This window comes from Sphingomonas yabuuchiae (genome assembly GCF_014199595.1).
GTDB classification, from domain to species: Bacteria; Pseudomonadota; Alphaproteobacteria; order Sphingomonadales; family Sphingomonadaceae; genus Sphingomonas; species Sphingomonas yabuuchiae.
This window is the reverse complement of sequence record NZ_JACHNX010000017.1, coordinates 48,915-64,373: the sequence shown is the minus strand read 5'-3', so window position 1 is coordinate 64,373 and position 15,459 is coordinate 48,915. Positions and strand designations below refer to the sequence as shown.

Here is a 15,459-nt window from a genome sequence, read left to right as displayed (position 1 = left end):
GATCCAGGCCAACCTCGTGTGACACTATCCCCAACGTCACCGCTGACACATCACCATCAATGTCGCTGACCAGTCACCGACGATGTCGCGCTACAAGCGTGCGCGTATTTTTCCGGTTGCCATGCGCGTCAACCGTCTCATCGGTCGCAAGCTGATGGAGCTGGGACGCAGGGTTTACCTCAAGCGCGATGCTGTCGCTGGCGTCCAGTGAGCAACACCAATTGAAGAAGACCTTGAGTTCGGCGATCAGCCGGTTGGCGCGGACGGGGGCGACCATCGCCTTGGCCTTCACCATCGCGACCAGATGGCTCTCCTTCACCTCGTAGACGGATTTCGCACCAATCCGGGGCTCGATGTCGCGGGTAAAAATGGCGAGCTTGTCTTTGACCGTCCGGGGCTTGGGAACTCGCCGCTCACGCGACGCAGTCCCCTTCCCTACCGCGACCATGTAAAGATGGTGAGCCGCCGTGACGGTCATGATTTCGATCCGCTTGGCCTCACGGCGCGCCTTCCCCGGATCACGCCCAGCTTCGACCTCAGCGTTGATCGTCCCCGCCCATCGGCGCGCAGCCTGAAGGTTCGTCGCTGGATAGGTTCCGCCCGATTGTTTGACGATCACCCCGGCGTCGCGGGACGGTTGGCCATCAAGATCGCGGGCAGGAACGCGGCGCTTAAACCGCCACAGCTTTTTGCCGCCGGGGGTAACGTCGAGCGTCAGGCCGGGCGTTTGCGTATCGCTGAGCGATCCGACCGAGTGGGCGGCAAGAATGTTTGCAGTGAGCTTTGACACGAATCGACCCCATTGCGAGGCCACAAATCGGACACAGAGCCGGGCACAAACCGGACACAAAACCTCGCCCGGAGACAGTGAAGACACAGGATTTGTGACACAATAGGTGTCCCGAAATGGCCTAATTTGGCCGACCGTGTCCTACCACTTTTTATGAAATACACCATCGAACTCAGTGTCTTGCCTTGTGGACAGTGAGATCGGCGGTGGCTGGGGCGGCAGGATTCGAACCTGCGTATGACGGTACCAAAAACCGTTGCCTTACCGCTTGGCGACGCCCCAGTGGAGAGGCGCGCCTTATACCCGGCGCGCCGCTCTTGAAAAGCCTTATTTACCGGGAAATGTCAGCCTAGGCGGCGCATCCAGCCATGGGGGTCGGGGGCCTGGCCGCGCTGGATCGCGACCAGCTGTTCGCGAAGGCGGGTGGTCAGCTGGCCGGGGCCGCCGCTGCCGATGGTGAAGCGGCCCGCGGGCTCGGCGACGCTGCCGATCGGGGTGACGACGGCCGCCGTGCCGCAGGCGAACGCCTCGACCAGGCGGCCGCTGGCGGCGTCGGCGCGCCACTGGTCGATCGCATAAGGCTCCTCGCGCACGGTCAGCCCCTGTGCGCGCGCGATGGTCAGGATCGAATCGCGGGTGATGCCGGGCAGGATCGTGCCGGTCAGCGGCGGCGTCACCAGGCTGCCGTCGTCGAACACGAAGAAGACGTTCATGCCGCCCAGTTCCTCGACCCAGCGGCGCTCGACCGCGTCGAGGAAGACCACCTGGTCGCAACCGTTCGCAATCGCTTCCTTCTGGGCGAGCAGGCTGGCGGCATAGTTGCCGCCGCACTTGGCCGCGCCCGTGCCGCCGGGGGCCGCGCGCGTATAGCCCTGGCTTACCCAGATCGACACGGCGGGCGCACCGCCCTTAAAGTACGCGCCCACCGACGAGGCGATGACCATGTAGAGATATTCGGCCGAGGGCTTCACGCCCAGGAACACCTCGCTGGCGAACATGAAGGGGCGGAGGTACAGCGCGCCGCCATCCTGTTCGGGGATCCAGTTGCGCTCGATCTCGACCAGCCGTTCGACGGACTCGAGGAACAGCGTCTCGGGCAGCTCGGGCATCGCCATGCGGCGCGCCGAATCCTGGAAGCGGCGAGCATTCGCCTCGGGCCGGAACAGCGCGGTGCCGCCATCGGCCAGGCGATAGGCCTTCATGCCCTCGAAGATTTCCTGCGCATAGTGCAGGACCGACGCGGCCGGATCGACCTGAAGCGGCGCACGCGCGGTGATCTGCGCGTCATGCCAGCCCTTGTCGTCGCTATAGCGGATCAAGGCCATGTGATCGGTGAACACGCGCCCGAAGCCCGGATCTACCAGACGCGCCGCCCGCTCGCTCGCCGCGACGGGAGTCGCGGACGGATCGAAACGAAACGTAAGGGCTTGGGGCGCTTCCATGGTCATCTCTCTGTTTTGGGTTGCCGTGGCCTAGGGCGTGTGAGTAGACGGGTCAACATGGCTGCCTCTAACCAGTCCGCATCGGCACAGTTTCTCCGCGAACCAGAACTCCGCAGGGGTATGGAATTGCTGTATTTCGGCAATAGCCATCTCGTGCGCTCGATCGATCGCGGTCTTGCCGCGCAGGGGTTGGGCCGTGCCCATCACCGCGCCCTTTATTTCATGGCACGCAAGCCCGACATGACGGTCAGCGAGCTGTTGTCGCTGCTGGCGATCACCAAGCAATCGCTGGGCCGCGTGCTCAACGAGCTGGCGAGCCGCGACCTCATCGAGACGCGCCCCGGCGATCGCGACCGGCGGCAAAGGCTGCTCCGGCTGACCCCGACGGGGGCGGCGATGGAAGCCGAGTTGTTCGACGCACTGCGCGAAAAGCTGTCCAAGGCCTATGCGCGCGCAGGCCAGCAGGCGGTGACGGGGTTCTGGACGGTGCTGGAGGGGTTCATCCCGGAGAATGAACGCGCCCGGATCGAGGATCTGCGTTCCAACGACGGCTGATTTTCTATTCGCGCGATGACGCGACGGCGCGAAGAAAAAGAGTTTTGCGCGCGGAGGCGCAGAGGACGCGGAGTTGTGACGAGCGCAACTCCAGCATGCTTCTGTCGCTATCGATGGCAGGAACAAGATTGCCTTTGGCAATCCCCCTCGGCGTCCTCTGCGCCTCTGCGCGAACCCCTATCTTCTTTGTGCCTTCGCGGCTTCGCGCGAATTTGAAATCAGCGGCGCGCGGCGGCGGCCATTTCGCGGTTGCGGCGTTCCGCGGCCGTCAGCGTTTCGGCCATAAGCCGCTTGAGCGCATCCTCCGCGTCCAGCACGTTCAGCCCTTCGCGGGTCGAACCACCTGGGCTGGCCACACGGTCCGCAAGCACAGCGGGCGGGGCGTCGGCGCCGATCGCCATGGCCCCTGCCCCGTCGACGGTGGCCAACGCCAGTTGCTGCGCCAGTTCGGGGGAGAGCCCCAGTCCGACCCCGGCCTGCGCCAGGGCATCGATGAAGCGGAACACGAAGGCAGGCCCGCAGCCCGCCAGTGCGGTCACGGCATCGAACCGACCCTCATCCTCCACCCAAGGGGCAAGGCCAAGTGGGCGGGCCAACGCCTCGGCGGCATCGCGCACGACGGCGTCAGTGGAGCGGGTATACAGAGCGGTCACCCCCTGCCCGATCGCAACGGGAAGGTTGGGCATCATCCGCACCACCGCACCCGCCGGAATATGGCTGGCCAGCGTCTGTTCCTCGACCCCCGCCAGGATCGACAGCAGTATGGCCGGGTTCAGATGCGCCAGCGTCGGCGCGATGTCGCCCAGTTGCTGGGGCTTGAACCCCAGCATCAGGATCGCGGGCGTCTCGTCGACCGGCAACGCCGTCAGCGAGCGCACGCCCTCCGGCGCGCGCGTGCCGCTGCGCGTGATGACGGTCACCTGCGCGGGATCGAGCCCTTCGGACAACCAGCGGCGCAGCATCGCGCCCGCCATGTTGCCGCACCCGACCAGCCAGATCGGCCCGACGGGAAACGTCACGCTTCGCCCTGGGTTTCAATCAGCGCGGCGGCCAGCGCCTCGCGCGGGGTCTTGCCGCCCCACAGGACGAACTGGAAGACCGGATAGAAGCGTTCGCACTCTTCGATCGCCGACTCGACCAGCAATTCGGTGGCGGAAAGCGAGATGGTCCCGTCCTCGCCGCCATCGACCATCGCGGCGTGGCGATAGAGCAGGATGCCGCTGTTCGACCAAAGCTCGAAGTGACCGATCCACAGCTGTTCGTTGACCAGCGCCAGCGCCTCATAGATGCTGGAGCGCCTGTCGTCGGTCACCTTGATGTCGGGGAACGCCAGGAATTGCAGCACGCTGTCGTCGTCGCGCCACAGGGCACGAAGTTCATAGCTGGCCCAACTGCCCTTGACCGTCGCGACGATTTCCTCGTCGTGGCGCTCATGTTCCCATCCATGCGCGGCGAAATAGGCCTCCAGCATGTCGATGGGGGCCGATTCTTCGGCTTCATGATCGGTCGATTCAAGCATCAGAGGCCCTTGCGAACAAACCCGGACCAGCGCAGGTTGCACTGCGCAAGGCCGGGCCGCAAGCCGCCGGGTGCCGAAAACTGTGGATAGCTGCCTGGCCGGTCGGGCCGGACAGGATCCGTTCCGATATCGGGCCGGTCAGGATTCCACCCCGGCGGTCGTACCGCCCATCGTGCCGTTCAGCCGCGCCTCCAGCGCGTCCAGGCGCGCCTTCAGCGCATCCGCCTCGTCCCGCGCGGCGACGGCCATCGCCTTGGCAACCTCGAATTCCTCGCGGCTGACAAAGTCGAGACCACCGATCCATTCGCGCGCGCGTGTCCGGGCGCTCGCCTCGGCTTCGCGGCCCATGCCCGCCACGGTGCCCGCCAGGCCGTTCATCACCTTGGCGAAATCGTCGAACAGCTTGTTGTCGGCCTGCATATCAAATTCCCAAAAATCGTTTCACAGCATTTGGGAGGTCTGCGCCCCCGGCACAAGCCTTTCCGCATCCGGATTGAGCTGGTCGATGCGCCAGTTGAGCACGCCCGCGAAGGACAACCACACCAGATAGGGCACCATCAGCCACGCCGCGCCCTTGCGAATGCGCGAAAAGGCGACCGTGGTGGCGATCGCCAGGAACAGGATGGCGATGATGACGAACAGCGCCAGCCGTACCTTGTGCGCACCGAAGAACAACGGCGTCCAGGACAGGTTGAGCAGGAACTGCGCCGCGAACAGGCCGATCGCCACCCCTCGTCCGTTCGCGCCGCGAGCATGGACGATCATCGCCAGCGCCAGGCCGATCATGATGTACAACGTCGTCCACACCACCGGAAACACCCAGCCCGGCGGGTTCAGTTCGGGCTTGGTGAGCGCCATGTACCAGCCATTCTCGCTGCCCGACGGCACCACCCGGCCCGAAGCGAAGCCGAGCAGCAGGATCAGCGGAACGATCACGACCGCCCAGCGGAGGAATGACATGCGCAACTGGCCCTTCGACGCGATCGTGCCCACTCGTCCCTCTTTCGCCATGATGTCCGTCGATCTGCCCCAGGGTCGGGGCACAGTAAACGGAAAGCTCAACGCCAATCAGCCTTTACCCGTTCAATTTCGGGATGCGGCCACCAAAAACTCGACATTCCCCTCCGGGCCAGTGATCGGGCTCCGGGTGACGCCTTCGACCTGCCAGCCGCTCTCGGTCAGCCACGCGACGACCTGATCACAGACCCGCTGGTGGACGGCGGGATCACGGACCACCCCGCCCTTACCGACCTCTTCGCGCCCCGCCTCGAACTGCGGCTTGATGAGGGCAAGCAGGCGCCCGCCGGGCTTGGCGAAGCTCAGCGGCCGTTCCAGCACCTTGGCCAGCCCGATGAAGCTGGCGTCGCACACGATGATATCGACCGGTTCGGGAATATGCGCCTCGGTCAGGATGCGGGCGCTGGTCTGCTCATGGACGATGACGCGCGGGTCCTGGCGCAGCGACCAGGCGAGCTGGTTGGTGCCGCTGTCGACCGCATAGACGCGCGCGGCCCCCTTTTGCAGCAGCACATCGGTAAAGCCGCCGGTCGAGCTGCCGACATCGATCGCGACCGCGTCGATCACGTCCCAGCCGAAATGCTCCAGCCCATGCGCCAGCTTGATCCCGCCGCGCGACACCCAGGGATGATCGCGCCCGCGCACGTCGAGCACGGCGTCCTCGGCCAGTTGCTGGCCGGGCTTGGCGATCTTCGTCTCGCCGGAAAAAACAAGGCCCGCCATCACCAGCGCCTGCGCGCGGGACCGGGATTCCACGAGTCCGCGATCAACGAGCATCTGGTCGACACGCTGCTTGGCCATCGCCCGCCCCTACAAGCCGCCTCGGTCCGTCGCAAGCCGTCATCCACCGGACGCATCGCCTATTGCCCATTAGATTAGTAGGAATATCTTTCATGGCAGGATCGGGAGTCGACCCGGCCCTATCGAGGAGATGCCATATGGGTTCGTTCGCATCCTATGAGGCCCGCAAGCCCACGGTCCTCACCGTCCCCGGTCTCGGCGGCTCGGGCCGCTCGCACTGGCAATCGCTGTGGGAAGAGGCGCGACCCGATACGATCCGCGTCGAACTGGGCATGTGGTCGACCCCGCATCGCAATGCCTGGGTCACGCGGCTGGATCAGGCGATCCGGCAGGCGCAGGCGCCGGTGATCCTGGCGGCACATTCGCTGGGCTGTCTGGCGGTCGCCTGGTGGGCGGAATTGTCGCCGCAGCCCTATGGCTGGCCGGTCGCGGGCGCCCTGCTGGTCGCGCCCGCCGATGTCGACCGCACCGACGCGCCCGAGGCTCTGAAGGGCTTTGCGCCCTCGCCGCGCACGCCGCTGCCCTTCCCCTCGATCCTCGTCGCCAGCCAGGACGATCCGTGGATCACGATCGACCGCGCGCATAGCCTGGCGGTCGATTGGGGCAGCCATTTCGTCGACGCCGGGCATCAGGGGCATATCAACGCCGCCAGCGGCCTGGGCTGGTGGCAGGAAGGACAGGAACTGCTCGGCCGGGTGATCGCGGCGAGCGGCATGGACCGACCGTCACCGTCAGGGCCCTTGTCGCCCAGCGAAGCGCGCGCGGTGCTGGCGGTGAACGCGACCGACGCGGCGCAGGCGCATTATCTGGGGCGGTGAGTTTTCGCCCCGTCCAGCGTGAGCGAGGTCGAGGACCACGGGACTGCCTCTCCTCCTACGGTTCCCCGGCGAAGGCCGGGGCCCAGTTTCAGTGAAGATGAGAGGGAGTAGAAACGACGCGTGGGAGGCCATGGGTGGCGATCGCCTCCCACGCCTACTCACCCCGCCTTTGCAACCGCGCAGAAACTGGGCCCCGGCCTTCGCCGGGGAACAGATAATGTTTGGGGTGGGGGTGTCGCCTTCGTCTTCGCTCAGGCGGAGCGGGGGTTCTGGTCGGACTCGATCGCGTCCCGCTCGGCCTCGGCCTTCGCCGCCGCCGTGACCTGCTTCATCCGCCTCCACATCCGCACGTTCAGCCCGACCATCATGACCACCGCCAGCGTCGTGAAGACGATGACGGCGGTCCAGCCACGGATCACGCCCGCGCGCCTTCCGTGACGTTGGCACTGTTGTGGCGTAGCGCCTTCAGCACCGTCTCGACGATGGCATCGGCATCGAGACCGGCCTGCGCATATTGCACCTCGGGCTTATCCTGATCCTGGAAGATGTCGGGCAAACGCATCGTGCGCAGCTTGAGGCCGCCGTCGATCAGCCCTTCGTCCGACGCCATGGTCAGGACATGCGCGCCCAGACCGCCGATCGCATTCTCCTCGATCGTGACCGCCACCTCATGCGTGGTCAGCATCCGCCGGATCAGCGCCTCGTCCAGCGGCTTGGCGAAGCGCAGGTCGGCGACCGAGGTCGACAGCCCCTTGGCCTCCAGCGTGTCGGCGGCGCGCAGCGCCTCGGCCAGGCGGGTGCCGAGCGAGAGGATCGCGACCTTCTTGCCCTCGCGCACGACGCGGCCCTTGCCGATCTCCAGCAGTTGCGGCGTCTCGGGCAGCGCCACGCCGACGCCGTTGCCGCGCGGATAACGCACTGCGATCGGGCCGCTGTCGTGGTTCACGCAGGTATGGACCATATGGACCAGCTCCGCCTCATCGGCGGCCGCCATCACGACCATGTTGGGCAGGCTGGCCAGATAGGTGACGTCGAACGAGCCCGCATGGGTCGCCCCGTCCGCCCCGACCAGACCGGCGCGGTCGATCGCGAAGCGGACCGGCAGGTTCTGGATCGCGACGTCATGGACCACCTGGTCATAGGCGCGCTGGAGGAAGGTGGAATAGATGGCGCAGAAGGGCCGCATCCCCTGCGCCGCCAGACCGGCGGCAAAGGTGACGGCGTGCTGCTCGGCGATGCCGACGTCGAAGAAGCGCTCCGGATGCGCATTCGCGAACCGGTCCAAACCGGTGCCCGAGGGCATGGCGGCGGTGATGGCGCAGATGCGCGGATCGCTGTCGGCTTCCTTGGCCAGCGTCTCACCGAAGACATTCTGATAGGCGGGCGGTCCCGGGGGCGCCTTGGCCTGGGCGCCGGTGATCACGTCGAACTTCTGGACGCCGTGATATTTGTCCGCCGCCGCCTCGGCCGGGGCATAGCCCTTGCCCTTCTTGGTGACGACATGGATCAGGATCGGCCCCTGCTCGGCGTCGCGGACATTCTCCAGCACCGGGATCAGATGGTCGAGATTGTGACCGTCGATCGGCCCGACATAATAAAAGCCCAATTCCTCGAACAGCGTGCCGCCCATGGTCATGCCGCGCGCGAACTCGTCGGTCTTCTGCGCCGCCTTCTGGATCGGACGCGGGAAGCGCTTGGCGAGCTTCTTGAGCACGTCGCGCACGCCCAGGAACTCGCGGCTCGACACCATGCGCGAGAGGTAGGCCGACAGGCCGCCGACCGGCGGGGCGATCGACATGTCATTGTCGTTCAGGATCACGACCAGGCGATTGCCCGCCTGCTCGGCATTGTTCATCGCCTCATAGGCCATGCCCGCCGACATCGCGCCGTCGCCGATCACGGCGATGCCCTTGCCCGGCGTGCCCGCCAGCTTGTTGGCGATGGCAAAACCCAGCGCCGCCGAGATCGAGGTCGAACTGTGGGCCGCGCCGAACGGGTCGTATTCGCTTTCCGACCGCTTGGTGAAGCCCGACAGGCCACCGCCCTGGCGGATGGTGCGGATACGCTCGCGCCGCCCCGTCAGGATCTTGTGCGGATAGCATTGATGACCGACGTCCCAGATCAGCCGGTCGTCGGGGGTGTTGAAGACATAATGGAGGGCGACGGTCAGCTCGACGACGCCCAGCCCCGAGCCCAGATGGCCGCCGGTGGTGCCGACGGCCGAAATCGTCTCGGTCCGCAATTCGTCGGCGAGTTGCCGCAACTGCTCGGGGGCCAGGCGACGAAGGTCGTCGGGGGTGTGCACCGTGTCGAGCAGCGGGGTCTGAGGAATGTCTGCCATTTGACCGGCTTATCGCAGCTAAACGGTGGTGTCGATTGCAACTGTTCACCCCATCGTCATTGACGGACCGGAATAATTGCCCCGAAAAGGTGCGATGTTTACCTTCCGCTGGGCCGACGCCGCCGACATTCCTGCCATCGCCGTGCTGATGGATCGCGCGATTTCAGTGCTGCAAAAGGGCTTTCTCTCCCCTGCCGAGATCGCGGCCAGCCGTTCGGTCATGGGGCTGGATACGCAACTGATCGCCGACGGCACCTATTTGCTGGCCGAGCGGGACGGGCGGCTGGCGGGCTGTGGCGGATGGAGTGCGCGGGCCACGCTCTATGGCGGCGACCATAGCCATGGCTTGCGCGACGCGGCGATGCTCGACCCGGCCAGCGACCCCGCCCGCATCCGCGCCATGTATGTCGACCCGAATTTTGCCCGGCAAGGGCTGGGCCGCGCCATCCTCGCGCGATGCGAGGCGGCGGCGCGGGCGGCGGGCTTCACGTCCGCCGAAATGATGGCCACGCTGGCGGGCGAACCGCTTTACCGCGCGTGCGGCTATGCCCCGATCGAGGCGATCCGGTCCGCCCCGGTCGAGGGCGTGCAGGTTCCGCTGATCCGCATGGGCAAGCCGCTTTAACCGGGTGCTTGCGTCCTCAGACGGGGAAAGACCTCGTCGATCGGCTTTGTGTCGGGCAGGATATAGACATAGCCCCCCTTGCGGCGGAATGTCGGCCGCAACTGCCGGGCGTAGAAAGCCTGGGGCACGTTGATGCAGCCGAATGTGATACGGTTGTCGTCCGGCGGCGGCGACAGCATCCGCTCGCGCCGTTTCTCACGCGCGCCAGCGTCCTTGGGAATCGGATGCAGCGCCACCGAGGTCGCATAATCCACCCACAGCACCCGCTCGCCCGCCACCGGCAGCCCGAACTTGGCGAGATAGCGCCCGGCGGGCGTGGTCTTCTCGGCGGGACCCAGCGAGGCCAGCGTCTTGGTGCCCACACCCGGACTCGCCTCGTCGCCCGGCATGATGCCGATCAGGACCGGCACCGCCGCCTGCTGCGTGCCGTCGGGCGCAAACAGGAAGAGGGTCGCGTTGACCTTGTCGACCACCGCCCAGGGCAGGCCGCGATTGTCATGCGCGCCGGACACCCATGCGATCACGCGCTGCGCCTCAGGAGACGGGGTCAAGACCGGCTCGGGCGCGGCGACCGGCGCGGGCTTTGGCTTCGCCTTCGATTTGGACGGGGCCTTGCGGGCGGCCTTGGGCGGCTCAGGCTTGCGCGCATCGGCGGCCGCGGGGGCCAGCAGGGCGAAACCCGCCAGCGACAGGATCAGGGACTTCATCGGGGCAGGCATGTCATCGGTGCGGCATACTCAGGTAAAATGCCGGCCCCTCCCCCGGCGCGGGGAAGGGACCGGCACGTCATTCAGCGGATATCGTCGCTCAGGCCGCTGCCATCAATGGCGCGGACGACGAGCCGGCTTCTGCTCCTGCACGGTCAGACGCTGTTCGACGCCATCGACACGGCCGCCCAGCTGGTCCAGCCGCTGGCCGTTCTGCTGCGCCTGGCCCGAAGCGGCCTGCGCCTCGGCCAGCGCCTGCTTGGCCGTACCATCGGTTTGCTGGAGCCGTGATTCGAGCGAGTCCACACGCTGGCTTACCGGGGCGATCTGTTCGCGCACGAAGGACTTCGTCGCGCAACCACCAAGACTGACGGCACCCGCCAGCGTCACGATAGCGAGGAGGGATTTGGACGCGTAAGCAGACATAACAGTTCTTTCAGTCGTTAACCAACCGCAACAACGAAGCCGAGTGGAAAAAGTTCGACAATCCTGTTTCTGTTCGACCGTGCCGGTTTTTCGACCAAGCGTTTACTGCAACACTATTTGCAGCAAGCCCTATTGTGTTAAGATACCGTTCAGGGTTCAGCGTTTGTGCAACGCCGCCTTGGCGAACGGATCGCGCGGAATGCCGTCCGCCGCATCTCCCGAACGGGTCGTCTTGGCCGGCGGGGCCTTCCGCGCCGTGACGCAATCGCGCAGCGCGGCGATGGCCGCGCCGCTGCCCGCCAGCGACAGGCGCTCGACCGGCACGTCACCCCGCGCGATGTTCAGCGTCTGCGACCGGGCGAGATAGGTCGGGAACGGCTTTTCGAAGCTGGTGACGAAACCCTGCTGGTCGTCGGACGCCAGCCCGACCGCGAAATGCTTCGGATAGCTGCCGCCCGTCAGCGTGAAGTCGAGCGCTAGCCGCTCCTTCGGCTTGATCGACCAATTGGCGTTCAGCACCGTCAGATGGTTCGACCCGTCACGGTCGAGCCCCAGTAACAGCGTCGTGTCGCCCGGCCGGTCATAGATACGCGTCAGGAAACATCCGTCGCCATCCTCGCTGACCGCCAGCGTCCAGTCGCCGATCTTGCGCGGCAGGCCGTCCTTGTCGGCGGCGTTCGCACCGGTCGGCGATAACGCGACTGTTAAACCAAGCAGCGATAGCGCGGATAGACGATGTGAAAGCTTCATAGACTTCTTCCTCCACCGTCGACCCTATCCGCCCAACCCGCCATTGGCCAAGCCTCAGGTCTGTAAGGGAATGCGCCATACCTTCCCTCGCCCCTCACAGAGGGGAGAGGGTTGATTAGAGCGTTACACCATCCGCTCGCGCACCACCCGTTCCAGTACGTCGAGCGGCATCGCACCCAGCGTCAGGACGCGGTGAAAAGCCTTGGGGTCCCATTTTGCGCCCGCCTTGGCCCTGGCTTCGTTGCGCAGCCGGGTCCAGACGGTGTGCCCGATCTTGTAGCTGCACGCCTGCCCCGGCCAGACGGTATAGCGGTCGATCTCCCCCTGGCTGCGGCCACGCGCGATGCCGGTGGTGGCGATCAGATAGTCGGTCGCCTTCTCGCGGCTCCAGCGCTTGGCGTGCATCCCCGAATCGACGACGAGCCGGGTGGCACGGAACAGCAAAGATTGCAGATAGCCCACCTGCCCCAGCGGATTGCCCTCATACATACCCATCTCGTCGGCCAGTTGTTCGGAGTAGAGCGCCCAGCCCTCCGAATAGCCCGAATAGAAGCCGCGCCTGCGGATCAGCGGAATGTCCTGGCTCTCCAGAGCGGACATGACCTGCAGGTGATGGCCCGGCACCGCCTCATGATAGGTCAGCGTCGCCAGCCCGAATTTCGGCCGATCGAACGTATCGCGCAGGTTGATGAAGTAGATGGCGGGTCGCGACCCGTCGAGCGACGCCGATTGGTAATAGCCGCCGGGTGCGCCCGCCTGGATCGCCTCGGGCACGCGGCGGATTTCGACCGGCGCCTTGGGCAGGACGGCGAACTGTTCGGGCAGACGCCGGGTCATGGCGGCGACCTGTGCGCGCAACTGCTCCAGCAGCGCCTCACGCCCCGGATCGGTGTTGGGGAACAGCTGATCCGGCCGCTTGTTGAGCGCGACCAGCCGCTCGCCGACGCTGCCCTGCGCCATGCCTTGCGCCTTCAGGATGGCGTCGATCCGCGCGCCGATCTCCGCCACCTGCGCCAGTCCGAGCCGGTGAATCTCGTCGCCGGTCATCTCGGTCGTCGTCGCGGCGGCCGCCGCGGCGGTATAATAGGCCTCGCCATCCGGCAGCCGCCAGACGCCCGCGTCATGGACCGCACGGCCGCGCAATTCGGTGACGAGCGCGCGTTGCCGGTCGAGGGCGGGGAAAACCCGCTCGGTCATCAGCCGCGCAACCGCCTGCGCGCGGTCGGGCGGCAGGTTGGCAGCCTTCAGCTTGGCGGCGAGATCGACCGCCGGGCCCGTTCCTTCGGCGGGCTTATCGCGGACTGATGCCAGCTGTTTCAGCGTGGTGTCGAGAATATAGTCGGGTGCGAAGACGCCCCTGCCCGCATCCTCGCGCTGGCGCTCGGTCTCGGCATCGATCGCCGGACCGAATGCCTCGACCCGCGCGACATAGGCGTCGGCATCGGCGGTGTTGGTGACGCGGTGCTGGTTGCCCAGGAAATCGGGCACGTCTCGGTAAGCCCCCGACAACTGGCTGAGCACATAGGGGGCATAGCGGCCCGCGCTGGCCCCATAGGAAAAGCGCTCGCCCGCGATCACGCGGTCGAGGCTGTAGGCCAGGATGTCGTAATCCAGTCGCGCCCCCTCCCCCAGCGCATCGCGCGGGATGGTGGCGAGTTGCGCACGTTCCTGCCTGGCGCGCGCGAACTGGCGCATCTCGCCCGCCCGCGACGCATCGCTCAACCGCGCCTTCAGGCCAGCGCGCGGGCCGGTGTCGAGGCCCAGCGAGGTCGCCTGCTCCGGACTGTCGTCCAGCCGCGCATAGAAGAAGCGGTCGAGCATCGCCCGCAACTCGGCATCACGCGGTCCCGTCCCTCGGGAAACCTTGGCCCAGGACGGCGTGGCGGCGGCCGCCGCGACGAGGCTGGCGGAGGCGAGGAACTGGCGACGCTGCATGAACACTCCCGGATCGTTTCTGGCTTGGCGGATCAGGCTAAGCCGTTGATCCGGGTGTGCAAAGCGATTTGTCCGCGTCCCTAGCGATAGCGTCCCATCACGACCTTCAGCACGACCGGCCGGTCGATCAGGTTGATGCCGTAATCGGTCTGGTCGCCGTTCCACAGCCGGTCCATCACCCAGCGCCCCTCGGTGAAATGCCCCTCCTCGACCCGGACGATCATGGCCTTGGGATCGGGGGTCGCGGGCTCGAAGCGGACGCGGACATGGTCGCCGGTCATCAGATATTCGTCGCGCGACAGCTGGACGACCGCCATGCCGCCGACCGGCTCGGCCTTCCATGGCGCGGGTTCGGACTTGAGCCAGCTCCAGCTTTTCTCGCCGAACTGCCACTGGCCGAACTCCGCCCGGATGCGCCAGTCGCCCAGCACCGCCTCCCGGTCGCTGCCGTCATCGGACTTCGCGGTGCCCCAACTCGGATGTTCGAACGCCGCCTTCGCCCAGTCGCGCATCACGCCGCCCAGCGCCGCATAAGGCCCGGCAAAGGCATCCAGTGTGGCGTTGTCGAGCGCCCTGGCCCCCAGGGGATAGTTGAAGAATCCGGTGTCATCCATGCCGAACGGCGCAAAGCCGATCGCGCCGTGGCCCAGCGCGTCGTAGAAATAACGCGCGAACTCGCGGGCATTGCCGATCTCGGGCACCAGCAGCGGATTGTCGGGCCGGGCATAGGCTTTCATGTAAGCGGTCACATTGGCGCTCGCCCGGTCGTAAATGTCGGGCGCTTCCGCATCGATCGAGGGCGCGGCGACCTTCCAGATGTCGAGCACGTCCTGCTGCGGCCCGCCGCTCGCCACGCCGTCGGGATCGGGCACGTTGGACGGCCCCGCCAGCGCCGCGTTGACGTACATGGGCAGCGGCTTCACCGCCTTGCCCGCCGCGACGATCTCCTCGATGTAGCGCGCCGTATACCAGGTGTTGAACGCACGGTCGGCCTGCGCCCCGAACACCGCCGCCCAGGTACCGCGCGGCTTGCCGAGCCTGCGGGTCAGCGCCTCAGGGACCGCTCCGTCGAACAGCGTTTGCGCCGCCGCCGAATAGTCGCGCGGGTTGCGATAGCTGCCGACCTCGTTCTCGGGCTGGACCATGATGACCGTGTTCTGCGGATCATGCTCCTTGAGGTACGTCATCAGCCGGACGAAGGCGCGTTTGTCCGCCTCCAGCGTGGTGCGCGCCATCGGGGTCAGCGCATAATGATCCTGCCCTGCCTTCGTCTTCATCCGGGGAAAGCGGCGATTGTCGAGCTTGACCCAGTCGGGCGTGTAGCCGGGCGAGGTGTTCTTCCATGTCGCGAACCACAGGAGCACGACACGCTTGTCATGCGCGCGCGCCTGATCGAGCAGGGTCTGGACGAAGCCGAAGTCGAAACGCCCCTCCTCCGGCTCGATCTGCTGCCAGGCGACGGGGATTTCGATCGTATTGGCGTGGATGCGGTCCAGCACCGGCCAGACCTGAGGCAGGGCGGCGGCATAGTTGCTGGAGTTGTTGACCTGCGCACCCAGCATCAGGAAGGGACGGCCATCGACCATCAGCGCGTGGCGGCCATCCTTGCTGACGATCTGTGGCATTGGCGTCGTCTGCGCCATCAGCGGGCCGGACAGCCCCAGCGCCAAGACGGCGAAGCCCTTTGCCAGGCGCATCACATCCTCCCCTTTTTTCGTGATCGTTCGGCTCAG

17 protein-coding genes and 1 tRNA gene are annotated in these 15,459 nt (G+C 66.3%); 3 read left to right on the top strand and 15 right to left on the bottom strand.

The genetic code is table 11. The annotated features are described in order from the left end of the window. Positions 1-73: 73 nt before the first annotated feature. The 3 genes from GGQ89_RS16110 to GGQ89_RS16100 form a co-directional block, all read right to left on the bottom strand. A complete protein-coding gene (locus GGQ89_RS16110) occupies positions 74-790 on the bottom strand; it encodes an integrase arm-type DNA-binding domain-containing protein (protein ID WP_184106412.1) in 717 nt (238 codons plus the stop codon). A 207-nt stretch (positions 791-997) separates the two neighbouring features. Then, a tRNA-Gln gene (locus tag GGQ89_RS16105) sits at positions 998-1,072 on the bottom strand. A 62-nt stretch (positions 1,073-1,134) separates the two neighbouring features. Beyond that, positions 1,135-2,232 (bottom strand): branched-chain amino acid aminotransferase, encoded by a 1,098-nt coding sequence (locus tag GGQ89_RS16100; protein ID WP_056439557.1) that lies wholly within the window; start codon positions 2,230-2,232, stop codon positions 1,135-1,137. Between the two features lie 57 nt (positions 2,233-2,289). Here GGQ89_RS16100 and GGQ89_RS16095 point away from each other — a divergent pair, with 57 nt between their 5' ends. Next, on the top strand, positions 2,290-2,787 hold the full coding sequence (locus tag GGQ89_RS16095; RefSeq protein ID WP_056439560.1) for a MarR family transcriptional regulator: 498 nt from the start codon (positions 2,290-2,292) through the stop codon (positions 2,785-2,787). A 218-nt stretch (positions 2,788-3,005) separates the two neighbouring features. Here the strand turns inward: GGQ89_RS16095 and proC are convergent, their stop codons facing one another. The 5 genes from proC to GGQ89_RS16070 form a co-directional block, all read right to left on the bottom strand. Then, a complete protein-coding gene (gene proC / locus GGQ89_RS16090) occupies positions 3,006-3,806 on the bottom strand; it encodes a pyrroline-5-carboxylate reductase (RefSeq protein WP_338112274.1) in 801 nt (266 codons plus the stop codon). Beyond that, the gene (locus GGQ89_RS16085; RefSeq protein WP_058745846.1) at positions 3,803-4,306 is read right to left on the bottom strand and encodes a type III secretion system chaperone family protein; all 504 of its coding nucleotides are present in this window, start codon (positions 4,304-4,306) and stop codon (positions 3,803-3,805) included. The genes proC and GGQ89_RS16085 overlap by 4 nt, the downstream gene beginning before the upstream one ends. A gap of 138 nt (positions 4,307-4,444) precedes the next feature. Continuing rightward, a complete protein-coding gene (locus GGQ89_RS16080) occupies positions 4,445-4,726 on the bottom strand; it encodes an accessory factor UbiK family protein (protein ID WP_184106410.1) in 282 nt (93 codons plus the stop codon). 21 nt (positions 4,727-4,747) lie between these two features. Then, positions 4,748-5,317, bottom strand: a complete 570-nt coding sequence (locus GGQ89_RS16075) for a TspO/MBR family protein (protein WP_240456313.1) — start codon at positions 5,315-5,317, stop codon at positions 4,748-4,750. A gap of 72 nt (positions 5,318-5,389) precedes the next feature. Continuing rightward, positions 5,390-6,124 carry a TlyA family RNA methyltransferase gene (locus tag GGQ89_RS16070; protein WP_184106409.1) on the bottom strand — a complete coding sequence of 245 codons (735 nt, stop codon included), beginning with the start codon at positions 6,122-6,124 and terminating at the stop codon, positions 5,390-5,392. Between the two features lie 137 nt (positions 6,125-6,261). On the opposite strand from GGQ89_RS16070, the gene GGQ89_RS16065 reads away from it, so the two are divergent. After that, entirely contained in the window at positions 6,262-6,942 is a 681-nt protein-coding gene (locus GGQ89_RS16065) for an RBBP9/YdeN family alpha/beta hydrolase (protein WP_184106408.1), read from the top strand. A gap of 251 nt (positions 6,943-7,193) precedes the next feature. On the opposite strand, the gene GGQ89_RS16060 is transcribed toward GGQ89_RS16065, so the two are convergent. Both GGQ89_RS16060 and dxs read right to left on the bottom strand, forming a co-directional pair. After that, a complete protein-coding gene (locus GGQ89_RS16060; RefSeq protein ID WP_184106407.1) occupies positions 7,194-7,361 on the bottom strand; it encodes a hypothetical protein in 168 nt (55 codons plus the stop codon). Then, entirely contained in the window at positions 7,358-9,283 is a 1,926-nt protein-coding gene (dxs, locus tag GGQ89_RS16055; protein ID WP_056439573.1) for a 1-deoxy-D-xylulose-5-phosphate synthase, read from the bottom strand. Before dxs ends, GGQ89_RS16060 begins: the two co-directional genes overlap by 4 nt. Before the next feature lie 94 nt (positions 9,284-9,377). Between dxs and GGQ89_RS16050 the strand changes: the two genes are divergently transcribed. Further along, on the top strand, positions 9,378-9,908 hold the full coding sequence (locus GGQ89_RS16050) for a GNAT family N-acetyltransferase (RefSeq protein WP_184106406.1): 531 nt from the start codon (positions 9,378-9,380) through the stop codon (positions 9,906-9,908). On the opposite strand, the gene GGQ89_RS16045 is transcribed toward GGQ89_RS16050, so the two are convergent. The 5 genes from GGQ89_RS16045 to GGQ89_RS16025 all read right to left on the bottom strand — a co-directional run bounded on the left by GGQ89_RS16045 (position 9,905) and on the right by GGQ89_RS16025 (position 15,423). Next, positions 9,905-10,615 carry a hypothetical protein gene (locus tag GGQ89_RS16045; protein ID WP_184106405.1) on the bottom strand — a complete coding sequence of 237 codons (711 nt, stop codon included), beginning with the start codon at positions 10,613-10,615 and terminating at the stop codon, positions 9,905-9,907. The genes GGQ89_RS16050 and GGQ89_RS16045 overlap by 4 nt on opposite strands. Before the next feature lie 114 nt (positions 10,616-10,729). After that, positions 10,730-11,041 (bottom strand): hypothetical protein, encoded by a 312-nt coding sequence (locus GGQ89_RS16040; protein ID WP_058745840.1) that lies wholly within the window; start codon positions 11,039-11,041, stop codon positions 10,730-10,732. A gap of 156 nt (positions 11,042-11,197) precedes the next feature. Further along, complete coding sequence (locus GGQ89_RS16035; protein WP_184106404.1) at positions 11,198-11,791, bottom strand: hypothetical protein; 594 nt, start codon at positions 11,789-11,791, stop codon at positions 11,198-11,200. 123 nt (positions 11,792-11,914) lie between these two features. Further along, complete coding sequence (locus GGQ89_RS16030) at positions 11,915-13,726, bottom strand: DUF885 domain-containing protein (protein WP_184106403.1); 1,812 nt, start codon at positions 13,724-13,726, stop codon at positions 11,915-11,917. An 80-nt stretch (positions 13,727-13,806) separates the two neighbouring features. Next, positions 13,807-15,423 carry a DUF5597 domain-containing protein gene (locus tag GGQ89_RS16025; RefSeq protein ID WP_184106402.1) on the bottom strand — a complete coding sequence of 539 codons (1,617 nt, stop codon included), beginning with the start codon at positions 15,421-15,423 and terminating at the stop codon, positions 13,807-13,809. Positions 15,424-15,459 lie beyond the last annotated feature (36 nt).

Excerpts from the sequence above, each read along its gene's own strand:
- GGQ89_RS16085 (WP_058745846.1), bottom strand. The coding sequence starts at position 4,306 with ATGCTTGAATCGACCGATCATGAAGCCGAAGAATCGGCCCCCATCGAC.
- GGQ89_RS16070 (WP_184106409.1), bottom strand. The coding sequence starts at position 6,124 with ATGGCCAAGCAGCGTGTCGACCAGATGCTCGTTGATCGCGGACTCGTG.
- GGQ89_RS16100 (WP_056439557.1), bottom strand. The coding sequence starts at position 2,232 with ATGGAAGCGCCCCAAGCCCTTACGTTTCGTTTCGATCCGTCCGCGACT.
- GGQ89_RS16080 (WP_184106410.1), bottom strand. The coding sequence starts at position 4,726 with ATGCAGGCCGACAACAAGCTGTTCGACGATTTCGCCAAGGTGATGAAC.
- GGQ89_RS16050 (WP_184106406.1), top strand. The coding sequence starts at position 9,378 with ATGTTTACCTTCCGCTGGGCCGACGCCGCCGACATTCCTGCCATCGCC.
- GGQ89_RS16045 (WP_184106405.1), bottom strand. The coding sequence starts at position 10,615 with ATGAAGTCCCTGATCCTGTCGCTGGCGGGTTTCGCCCTGCTGGCCCCC.
- GGQ89_RS16030 (WP_184106403.1), bottom strand. The coding sequence starts at position 13,726 with ATGCAGCGTCGCCAGTTCCTCGCCTCCGCCAGCCTCGTCGCGGCGGCC.
- GGQ89_RS16095 (WP_056439560.1), top strand. The coding sequence starts at position 2,290 with ATGGCTGCCTCTAACCAGTCCGCATCGGCACAGTTTCTCCGCGAACCA.
- GGQ89_RS16065 (WP_184106408.1), top strand. The coding sequence starts at position 6,262 with ATGGGTTCGTTCGCATCCTATGAGGCCCGCAAGCCCACGGTCCTCACC.
- GGQ89_RS16035 (WP_184106404.1), bottom strand. The coding sequence starts at position 11,791 with ATGAAGCTTTCACATCGTCTATCCGCGCTATCGCTGCTTGGTTTAACA.
- GGQ89_RS16040 (WP_058745840.1), bottom strand. The coding sequence starts at position 11,041 with ATGTCTGCTTACGCGTCCAAATCCCTCCTCGCTATCGTGACGCTGGCG.
- GGQ89_RS16025 (WP_184106402.1), bottom strand. The coding sequence starts at position 15,423 with ATGCGCCTGGCAAAGGGCTTCGCCGTCTTGGCGCTGGGGCTGTCCGGC.
- dxs (WP_056439573.1), bottom strand. The coding sequence starts at position 9,283 with ATGGCAGACATTCCTCAGACCCCGCTGCTCGACACGGTGCACACCCCC.
- GGQ89_RS16075 (WP_240456313.1), bottom strand. The coding sequence starts at position 5,317 with ATGGCGAAAGAGGGACGAGTGGGCACGATCGCGTCGAAGGGCCAGTTG.